Source organism: Candidatus Cloacimonadota bacterium (assembly GCA_011372345.1).
Classification (GTDB): domain Bacteria; phylum Cloacimonadota; class Cloacimonadia; order Cloacimonadales; family TCS61; genus DRTC01.
This window is the reverse complement of record DRTC01000605.1, coordinates 1-10,775: the sequence shown is the minus strand read 5'-3', so window position 1 is coordinate 10,775 and position 10,775 is coordinate 1. Positions and strand designations below refer to the sequence as shown.

Here is a 10,775-nt window from a genome sequence, read left to right as displayed (position 1 = left end):
ATTCGCTGATTTGGAGTCTTTTGGAGTGCTTCAATTATTTTGAAGCAAAAACGACAAAGTCGTTTTCACTAGTGATGAGTTACCAACAACTCATTAAAACAACATAGTTGTTTTACTCCAAAACACAAAAACCTTGCAAGAAAAAACAACTAAAATAAAAATAACATTATAGAAAAAATCGGTTCAGGAGTTATCTATGAACAGAAAAATTCTTCTTTTCATTCTTTTCATATTTATAATTAATTCGCTGTTCGCAGTTATCGAAGAGACCGCATCTTTCAAAGCCTTCCTTTATGGAAATGCTCCTGAATGCGAATATGACAACTGGAACAGCCATATTGCAGAAGGAATTGCTTCACCCGGTTACAATGTTTATGCTTCCTGGGATAGACAGATGGATGGTTTCGGAGATTTTATCATTCCGACTGATTCCATGCTCGTAAAATGGGAAAATACTGTATTACAGTTTTTGGCTGGCAATCTCGATGAAGCTCAGGATTCTCTCGATTTGTTCGAATTTCCATACCAGGTTGTGATCTTTAATGACACAGATACGGACAGAACTTATCATATCTTGCGGGAACTTCCCAATATGGAGCATTATGATAATAATGATACTAATCCTCATTATGATGATGAAGTTGGAGCATTTGACTATGGTTGGGGATTGTATGTTTATTACCCCGAAGGTCAGTATCCGCATATTACGACAGCACCACATCCTAATGATGATTATCCTTCAGTTCCTTTTGCCCATAAGGTTTTTGTGGAACAGGAATCGAAATTTCTGCTGATTTCCGGAGCAGGCAGGGAAGTTAAATGGACCGAAGAAGGAGATTATAATAACAGTAAATCTTTGAGTGATCCTTCCCGGGCATCTTCACATCCGTTCAATATCTGCTACCGGCGATTTTGTGATTTGATCAGAGATGAATTCGGACAAAAGGAATTCAGTATTCAGGTTCATACTTATGATTGGGGAAACAGCCATTGGGGCTATCCTGATGTACAGATTTCCGGAGGATATAATGTTGCCAGCCCAGACCTTCCTATCAGGGATTTTTCATCAGCAAGAAAAGATGTTGTGAATCAAACCGGATATATTGTTCATCAGGCAAATACAGTTGGTATTCATCCTCCAGTTTATACAAATGATTTTTTTGGTTTTCATTATAGCAGGTATGATTTTACTTATTCGGATGAAGATACGACTTTCTCTGTAAGCAATCATACGGATCTCTGGGGATATAGCCAGAACCGGCAGATGCAATACACTCAATCCGGAATGAATCAATATGATAATTTCGAGCCGTTTTTCCATATTGAGATGGATGAGCTTCCCAATATTTATCCGCAGAACACAAACAACTATTTTTGGTTTTATGGTTGGAATCCAGTCACTCAAATGTGGGATTTGGAACATCGTTTCGATAGATTTATCCAATATTATTCTCCCTGGTTAGAATCTCTGACCGGAATACTTCCTGATATGTTTCAGATGGATGACGGAGAAATGCCAGTTACTCCAACCGATTTCCAGACGATTACGGAATGTTCTAATTATATTACTTTGCAATGGACTCCCGGAGATTGCTATGACCTGGATTCTTATGAAATTCTCTATGCTGCCGAACCCATCGGAGATGACAATTTCACGATTCGCGATAAATCCGATGATACCACTCTTGCCTGTTTAGCGGAAACTAATCATACAATCGGCGGACTCGAGCAGGGACAGGAATATTATTTCAAGATCAGGATAAGAGATAAAAACGGAAATTATTCCGAATTATCTGATGAAATTTCGAGCAGTACCGGTCCTGCAATTATGTCCAACCTGGAAACTTATGGTCGGGATGGATATGTAGATGTTTCCTGGGATGTTCCCACGCAAAACGGTTGCGTAGGATTTAATGTTTACCACAAAACGAATGCTACGGAATTTATCCTCATCGATAGCTGGTTATTTAATCCGGGACTTATGGGAGTCGATTTGGATGACCAAACTTATAGTATTATCGATAATTCCGCTGAAAATGGAGAATATTATATTTATCAAATTTCGTGCAATGATCAATTTATGGAGGAATATTTCTATGGAAATCTGGGATATGCATCTCCGCAAAAGGTCTTTGAAATATATGTCGAGCAAAATGAAGGGACTTTTGACGATACCTGCTATTTCGGGATGAATCCTTATGCCTCCAATGGTTATGATGCAGATTCATTTGATATTCCGACAGACGACGATCCTTCAGGAGAGTATTTTTTCTGTGAATTTTTTGAAGAAAACTGGGATCCTCCTAATAAATTCGAACAGGAAATTTACAGCCAGTATGATCCATTTTCCGGATACAAACGGTGGACTTTCCGTTTCCGAACCAATCAGAATGATGAAAGTGTTGAAATCGGAATTGCCAATCTCGACCGGAACAGCGACAGGTTATATCTTTATCGTAACGGAAACTGGACAAATTTAACTTATAATACTTATAGTTTTTTCCCTGCGAATAGTAATTATTATACTTTTGATCTTTATTATGGAAACCTCGTGCCGGATGTGGATTTCGGACCTTTTGCCAACCAGCTTCTCTATCCGAATGAAACTGTAAATTTTGATTGGTCGCTGGATTTTCAGATTGGAATCGATCACTTAAATTTATATGCGGAAAATAATGAGATCACGATTCCTATCGAAACGGGACTTGCTCCCAATCAAACAGAAGTCGATTGGTTCGTCCCGACTTTACTGTTCGACAATTTAAGATTAAAACTGGAAGTCGTAATGTTGGAAGGAGACATTTTAACTTTTTATTCTTCCTCCAAATTCGGGATTGTTACTTCCCAAAATATTATCGAAACTTTTTCCGGATGGGATCTGGTTACGCAGAATTTTGAGACAGGATTTTATGAACCGGAAGAAGTTTATGGTGAAAATTCAGTTTCTTATGAATATTTCGAGGGAGATTTTTATGAGAGTGATCCTCTGGAATTTCTTCAGCCTTATTGGTTATTTGCTCCGCAGGATTTTTATTTCGTAGTAGAAAATGCTGGAATTCAACGCACAGCGTACGATTATAACTTGCGTCAAGGTTGGAATCTTTTACCAAATCCTCACCGGACAAATTATCATTTAGACCAACTGCAGTTTATCCTCGATGAAACTGTTTACGAATATTATGAAGCAGTTCAGCAGAGATTTATTGAACCTGTTGTTTTCAGACACGAGCAAAGATTTATCCCGGTTGATGAATTGCTGGAAAGAGAAGCATATTACTTATATTGTTATGAAGATGACCTGGAAGCAAGATTTATCCCTTATCGTGAAAATTCATTTTCTCCTGAATTTGCTTACAATTGGAAACTCGAAATAAATGCAGCCCGGAATCCGGAGAGAAATTCATCCGTGATCGTGGGAACTTCCGATTTTGCAGATTCACTTTATAATTCCAATTATGACCTTTTAAAACCATTAGATAAACCATTCACAGATTGTTTAACATTCAGTCTTCCGTACGATTTTTCAAATGAAGGATACTTTACGGATTATCATCAAATCCTCACAGAACCGCAGAATACAGAGGAAAGCTTTTCTTTTGAATGGAATGCGAAATTGGAATTACCAAATCTCGAACCAATAGACTTCAATATCTTCCCGGACAATTTACCGGAAGATCATCTGGTTTTCCTGATCCTGCCGGATTTGATCCTCGATTTACACAATGATGAACCGAGAACATATACTCCGTCGGATTCATTACTCAATTTTTTTATTGTAATCACAGATGATGAACTCGTTGCAAACGATGAAAACAAGGTTCATCCCCAAACCATTTCTATGATCAACTATCCAAATCCTTTCTATTTAAATGGAGCAAGCAGAAATTCATCCACAATGATAAAATACACTATTCCACGGAAAGGTAAAACGGAACTGAAAATTTATAACATTAAGGGTCAGAAAGTAAAGACCTTGGTAAATAAGGTTCAGGAAAACGGCAAGTATGAGATCCCCTGGTTTGGGAAAGATGAGTTTGGAAAAAATGTCGGTTCCGGAGTTTATTTCTATAGGTTGGAAGTTGATAATAAGAAGACTTTAGTCAGAAAAATGCTTTTGTTGAGATGATAATAAACTTGCCAAATTTTTGAAATTTGGCAAGTTTTAAACTGTCTTTATAACTCGAATAGTCGAGATTGGAGTTTTAATGCTGAAAAAATCACAAATAAATACAATGTTATTGTTGCTTATTCTTCCGGTATTCTGTTTTGCCGAACTCATCTGGCAGGATGATTTTGAGACAGAAACAGGTTGGTTATTAAGCGGAGAATTTGAGATCGAAGCCCCGCAGGGATTAGGTGGAGAACACGGAAACCCAGATCCGCAAAGTGCTTATGAAGGTGAGAAAGTTCTGGGTGTCGATCTGACCGGCTTGGGAGATTATCATGGAGATTACGAGAACAACCTTGCAGACCGCGAATTTTATGCGATTTCTCCTCCCATCGATTGCTCCGTTTTCATTGATGTTCAACTTTCATTTATGAAATGGCTCGGGATAGAACAACCTGCTTATGACCATGCTTATATCGATATCAGCAATGATGACGGTTCGTCCTGGATCGAGATCTGGGCAAATGATGTCACGATCAGCGATACGAATTGGTCACTCTGGAATTTTGATATTTCAGATTTTGCTGATCTTCACAATTTTGTCCGACTTCGCTTTTCTATCGGTTCGACAGACGGTTCCTGGCTGTATTGCGGTTGGAATATCGATAATATGGAAGTCAGCGGCACCATGGTCGATTTTGGTGCGATCGGCGGAATTGTTTTTGATTCTCAGACTCTGGAACCGATCGAAAATGCCCAGATCATGTCTCAATTTGGTTTTACTTATTCTGATGAAAATGGTGACTTCCTTTTGAACGGTGTTCCCGAAGGATTTCGCTCCATTACTGTGGTAGCTCTTGGTTATTTGAATCTGACGCTCGATAATATCGAAGTTTTTGCTGATGATACAACATTTGTAAACTGTGAAATGGAGATCGATCCAAGCATTCCACCTGAACCGCAAAACCTGGAAGCAGAGATTTATGATAATAACAATGTTCATCTTTTCTGGGAAGCTCCGGAAGAATCGGAAGATATTTTTCTCGCTTATAATATTTATCGGAATGATGTTGTGATCCAGAGTGTGCTGGAAGAAGATTATTATGATATGGCTCTTATCTCCGGAATTTATCATTATTTTGTTGCCGCTGTTTATAATACCGGTTCCTCTTTGCCCTCGAATGAAGTTGAAGTCGAAATAACCGGAAGCGGGAGCGATGATTTTCAATTGATGAATGACGATTTTCGGCTGACCAATTATCCTAATCCGTTCAGTTCATCAACCTTGATTTCTTTTTCTTGCCACAGAGACACAGAGAACACAGAGATTTTGATTTATAACATTAAGGGGCAATGCATTCGCGAATTAAAAATGAAAAATGATAAATTTGAAATGAATGAAGTTATCTGGGATGGAAAAGATGAATCCGGAAAGCAGGTTTCTTCTGGAATTTATTTTTATAATTTGAATATCGATGGAAAGATAAAAGCAAGTAAGAAGTGTTTGTTGTTGAGATAAAGTGTTGACAATAAAAAACACCAAATTGATATGGTAAGGGAAATATGAATGGCTTTAAGCGGAAAAGAGATGCTGGCATTGTATAAAAAAAACAGGATGGATGGTCAAACGAAAGAAAGGAAGCCATTTTATTATTGGAAAAGGATTAAAGAGAGAGACGATTCCGATGCACAAAGAATTAAGAACAGGTTTGGAAAAGAAGTTATGAAAAAGATTAATAAAGGGAAAGTAAATGTACTATCACTTCAAAATACATAAAGAAGGAAATGGTTTTTGGGCAGAATGTCTTGAATTGGATGGATGCTTAACCCAAGCAAATTCTATAGAAGAATTAAAAAAAAATATGCACGAAGCCTTAAATCTATATCTTTCAGAACCTGAAGATTCAAAAGTTATCTTTAATCTACCAAAAAAGAATATTAATGCAAAGAATACCGTTGAAGTTCAGGTTGAACCTAAAATTGCATTATCCTTTCTTTTAAGAAGATACAGATTGCTTCATAATTTTTCCCAAAAAGAAATTGCTGCGAAATTGGGTATGAAAAATATCTGGAGTTATCAGAAGTTTGAAAAACCTTCAACTGCAAATCCGACTTTATCGATGTTATCCAAATTTAAGAAAGAGTTTCCGGATTTAAGACTCGATTATGTGTTTTCATAAGTTTTTAAAATAAGTTCGAAATATTGATTTTTTGTTAGTTTTGCTTGCCGTGTCGTAGCAATGCGAAGTCTGATTCGTTGTTAATTTACCTTTTTCCCAAACAAACTGAAAACCGGAGCCAGCACCAACGAAGCGATCATTCCAATACTCCCGGCTTGCGGAACCATTCTTTTTCCCCACAAAATAAAGAGAATAATACAAATAGCGAGTCCGCCAACCGAAGAAAAAATAGCACCGGTTTTATTCACTCTTTTACTGAAAAGTCCCCAGATAAAAGGTCCGAGAAATACGGATGCGATCGCTCCCCAGGAAATTGCGAGAATGGTTACAATAACAGCCGGTTTGAAAAGGGCTAAAATTATTGAAAGAATGATAAAAAACACGCTTCCGGCTCTCATCAGGATGGTTAGAGTTTTATCAGAAGCATCTTTGTTCAGGAATCCGTGATAAAGATCTTTAGTGATCGCAGAACTGGAGATCAATACCAGTGCCGCCAGAGTTGACATGGAAGCAGATAAGATCAGAAGAAGGATAATAACAGATAAAACTTCTGGAATGACAGTTACCAGGAGTTCCGGCATTAAGGCATCGACATGATTTGGTATAATTTTTCCTGCTTCATTATACATAACTGCCAGAGGATTTTTCTCCGGAGAAAGAAAAATGCGAGTCAATGCTCCGGTAAAATATGCTGTTCCGGTTACGATCAAAGCAAAAATGCTGGAAGCGATCATTCCGATCTTCACTGATCTTTTATCTTTGATCGCATAAAATTTCTGAACGAGTTGCGGCATGGCAAAAGGAGCAACACTCGTCAGGAAAACAAGCGATAGTAAAGCCCAAATTCCGGGAGGTCCGACCGGAGAAACAAGTTTGGGATCAATCTCTTTCAAACTTTGGAAAATATTGGGTAGTCCCTCACCTTTGGAAACCGTACTTCCTAAAAGAATGAAAACTCCGACAACCATAATTATACCGAAAATAACATCGATCATTGCCATAGATTTATATCCACCAAGAACGAGATAGGTTCCGGTTAGAATTCCCATAAACAGAAGAACATAAGTGTAGGGAAGGTGGAAATTTGATTCAAAGAGATAACTCAATCCCATAAAAACTGCAGCTGTGTAGGGAATAAAAAAAATGAAAATTGCGATGGATGCGAATAATTTCAGGAAGGGAGAATTATATCTTGCTTCGAGGAATTCCGGCATGGTGCTGATATTGTAAGAAGTAGCAGTTTTTTTGATCTTATTTCCCAGCAATAACCAGACTCCGAGAACTCCGATAAAAGTGTTTCCAACTGCGATCCATAAACCGGAGAGACCAAATCCCCAGCCGATCTTTCCGGCAAAACCGATAAACAAAACTGCTGAAAAATAGGCAGTTCCATAAGAAAAAGCAGTCATCCAGGGACCGACTTTTCCACCTCCCAGCATAAAATCTTTGAATGATTTGGTTCGTTTGGAACCGTATACTCCAATAAAAATTATTAAGATAGTATAACCGATAACTGTTAAATATCTAGCGATCATATTTTATCCTTTCTTCTGTCATTCTGAGTTCTTCTTCCTGCTTTTCTCTCGAAGAATCTACAAGGTTTATTTTTTTCTTGTTTTAAGGTGCGGATTCCTCGAAAGATATAATTAAGAGAATCTTCGGAATGAAAGGCTCGGACTTTACATAAATTCTTTCAGAAGAAATACTTTCAGATGATTTTCGTAAAGTTAAGTCTTTTGCAGCAACCGTTGAGTTTCCAAAGCGATCATCAATTCTTCGTTGGTCGGGATTTTCAAAACTTTTACTTTCGATTCTTTTGCCTGCAGTTCCAAAATCCCGGCTTTGAATTGATTGTTTTCTTTTTTATCCAGTTTAATCCCCAGATAATCTAAATTATCACAGACAAGTTCACGCAGGATCGGCATATTTTCTCCGACTCCCCCGGTAAAGACCAAAATATCCAATCCATTCATCACAGCCGTATAAGAACCGATATATTTTTTGATCTTGTATGCATAAACTTCGTGGGCTTGTATTGCTTTGGGATTTTTATTTTTTATGATTTCATCTTCGATTTCCCGCATATCATTGCTGATTTCCGAGAGACCGATCATTCCGCTTTTTTTATTTAAAATGATATTAACAAGATCAGGACCCATGCCTTTTTCTTTCATCAGATAAATCGGAATTGCCGGATCAATATCTCCGCAGCGAGTTCCCATCATCAAACCTTCGAGTGGTGTAAAGCCCATGGAAGTATCAACGGATTTTCCTCCTTCGATAGCAGTTATAGAAGCTCCGTTCCCGATATGGCAGGTAATTATTTTCAAAGCTTTGATGTCCTTTTGAAGATATTCTGCAGCAAATCGACTTACATATTTATGAGAAGTTCCATGAAACCCATATCGTCTGATCTTATCTTTTGTATAGAATTTATACGGTAAAGCATAAAGATAAGCTTTTGATGGCATGGTTTGATGAAAAGCAGTATCAAAAACTCCGCATTGCGGTATTTTGGGAAGAACACTGTTCATCGCTTCGATACCCTTGATATTGGCAGGATTATGAAGCGGAGCAAGAGCAACGCATTCTCTCATGATCTGGACGACATGTTCATTAATTACTACCGAACCTGAATAATGTTCTCCAGCATGAACTAAACGATGTCCAACAGCTTCTATCTCGAACTTATCTTGGATCACCCCGTTTTCTCTATCCAGCAAAGCTTTGATTATGATTTGAATAGCTTTTTCATGGTTTTCAATAAGGATTTTTTCTTTTTTCCTGGTGAAATTTTTACTTTTAAATGTGAATAAAGAAATATCTTCCCCGATTCTTTCTGCAATTCCATCAGCTAACACATTTTCTGTTTCCAGGTTTATAAATTGATATTTTACGGATGAACTACCGCAATTGATTACTAAAACTTTCATCCTTTAGGACTCCGGTTGATTTTTTAAAAGTATGTTTTGATTAAAATATGTAAAACAAACAATCTTGTTTGTTCTTTGCATAAGCAATCTTGCTAATGTAATGTTTATTTAAGCGCAATAATTTTGCCCTATAGTTTATTAAGGATACAAAAATCATTAAAATCTAAAATCAGGAAAAATAATCGAGATTTCTTTTTTTGCGTTTTCCGACGAATCAGAAGCATGGACTGCATTCCTGCGAATATCTTCACCATAAAGATGCCGGATTGTACCGGATTCTGCTTTTTTAGAATCTGTGTTTCCAACTAATTTGCGGAGAGAAACAATAGCGTTATCCTTCTTTAAAATGGCTGCAACTGTTTTTCCGGAATGCATAAATTCTATCAAACCTTTATAAAATGGTTTTCCTTTATGGACAGAATAAAATCGACTACTGAGATCGTCATCCATGAAAATCATTTTCAATGATTCGATAGCAAATCCGTTTTCTTCAACGATCTTAAGAATAGCTCCGATATGATGTTCTTCCGTAGCATTTGGTTTGATCAGAAGTAATGTATAATTCTCCATAAATTAATCTTTTGTTTCCACAAAATCGAGAGCTGCAACTTTTATGGAAATGTCTCTTCCCAGCATTTTACTCATTTTTAATTTGTGTTTCAGGATCTTTATCCAGAGTTTATAAATATCTTTATCTTCCGAGTTCTTTCCGAGATAGTGTTTCAGCATATTCTGATAAAAATCATCTCTGTCTCTTTCCACCGGTGTAATGATGTATTTGAAATTACCATCCGTTATTTCATAATTTCTATAACGAACATCTATGACTGCAAATCCCTGCTTTAAAAGGCTGTCGAAATTGATCTGCATATCGGATTTAGTGTCTGCCATGAAAAACTCCTTTCTTATTTTTTGCTAAAATTCAAACATTTATTTTTTTGACAACTCTTTTCTTAAATAATATGGATTTAAAAAAAATCAATAATGTATTCATACAATTAATTCTGTATTTTCAGGATATATTTCATCTTTATTCATTATTTTTTCAGATTTCAAAATGCGATGCAAAGAAATTACTTGACTGCAATTTAACACATCTGTAGAAGTATATTCATAAAGTATGTTTCATCAAAAATTAAAATGGGAGGATAAGATGAAATTATTGAGTTGGATTTTAATAGTCATTGCCGTTGTTTTAATGTTATACGGTATTATTAACTTTTTTTTCGATTTTCCGGGAATACCGAATTCAGAAAATTTCTTTCATATTGCCAATAGTTTTATTTTGCTTGCTATCTGCATCAGGATATTTTATAAGGAAGATCAAAAAAAATAAGACTACTTTTTTTAACTTGCTATCTATTCAAAAAATAAACTCCGATCAAACAGTACCCGATAATCCTCAACGAATATACGATCAGCGAAAATTTCAGGAAATTTATCCGGAAAATACCAGCTGCGATCGTGAGTGGATCTCCCAGAAACGGTGTCCAGGAAATGAGTAAACTCCAGGTTCCGTATTTCTGCGTGTATGCAATTGCTTTCCTGCCGCTT

The 10,775-nt window shown here is 36.8% G+C and carries 9 protein-coding genes; 5 read left to right on the top strand and 4 right to left on the bottom strand.

The window, feature by feature from the left end:
• Positions 1–196 precede the first annotated feature (196 nt).
• From ENL20_11615 to ENL20_11600, 4 genes are all read left to right on the top strand, one after another.
• A complete protein-coding gene (locus tag ENL20_11615; GenBank protein ID HHE39201.1) occupies positions 197–4,126 on the top strand; it encodes a T9SS type A sorting domain-containing protein in 3,930 nt (1,309 codons plus the stop codon).
• Between the two features lie 79 nt (positions 4,127–4,205).
• Positions 4,206–5,627 carry a T9SS type A sorting domain-containing protein gene (locus ENL20_11610; protein ID HHE39200.1) on the top strand — a complete coding sequence of 474 codons (1,422 nt, stop codon included), beginning with the start codon at positions 4,206–4,208 and terminating at the stop codon, positions 5,625–5,627.
• Positions 5,628–5,727: 100 nt separating this feature from the next.
• Positions 5,728–5,835 (top strand): hypothetical protein, encoded by a 108-nt coding sequence (locus tag ENL20_11605; GenBank protein ID HHE39199.1) that lies wholly within the window; start codon positions 5,728–5,730, stop codon positions 5,833–5,835.
• A gap of 24 nt (positions 5,836–5,859) precedes the next feature.
• Complete coding sequence (locus ENL20_11600; protein HHE39198.1) at positions 5,860–6,288, top strand: type II toxin-antitoxin system HicB family antitoxin; 429 nt, start codon at positions 5,860–5,862, stop codon at positions 6,286–6,288.
• 80 nt (positions 6,289–6,368) lie between these two features.
• Here the strand turns inward: ENL20_11600 and ENL20_11595 are convergent, their stop codons facing one another.
• The 4 genes from ENL20_11595 to ENL20_11580 all read right to left on the bottom strand — a co-directional run bounded on the left by ENL20_11595 (position 6,369) and on the right by ENL20_11580 (position 10,112).
• On the bottom strand, positions 6,369–7,823 hold the full coding sequence (locus tag ENL20_11595) for a sodium:solute symporter (protein HHE39197.1): 1,455 nt from the start codon (positions 7,821–7,823) through the stop codon (positions 6,369–6,371).
• A gap of 192 nt (positions 7,824–8,015) precedes the next feature.
• The gene (locus ENL20_11590) at positions 8,016–9,221 is read right to left on the bottom strand and encodes an acetate kinase (GenBank protein ID HHE39196.1); all 1,206 of its coding nucleotides are present in this window, start codon (positions 9,219–9,221) and stop codon (positions 8,016–8,018) included.
• Positions 9,222–9,377: 156 nt separating this feature from the next.
• Positions 9,378–9,791: a nucleoside-diphosphate kinase gene (locus ENL20_11585; protein HHE39195.1), complete on the bottom strand. Its 414-nt coding sequence runs from the start codon at positions 9,789–9,791 to the stop codon at positions 9,378–9,380.
• Positions 9,792–9,794: 3 nt separating this feature from the next.
• A complete protein-coding gene (locus tag ENL20_11580; GenBank protein HHE39194.1) occupies positions 9,795–10,112 on the bottom strand; it encodes a hypothetical protein in 318 nt (105 codons plus the stop codon).
• A 262-nt stretch (positions 10,113–10,374) separates the two neighbouring features.
• On the opposite strand from ENL20_11580, the gene ENL20_11575 reads away from it, so the two are divergent.
• On the top strand, positions 10,375–10,557 hold the full coding sequence (locus tag ENL20_11575) for a hypothetical protein (protein HHE39193.1): 183 nt from the start codon (positions 10,375–10,377) through the stop codon (positions 10,555–10,557).
• The last annotated feature ends 218 nt before the right edge of the window (positions 10,558–10,775 follow it).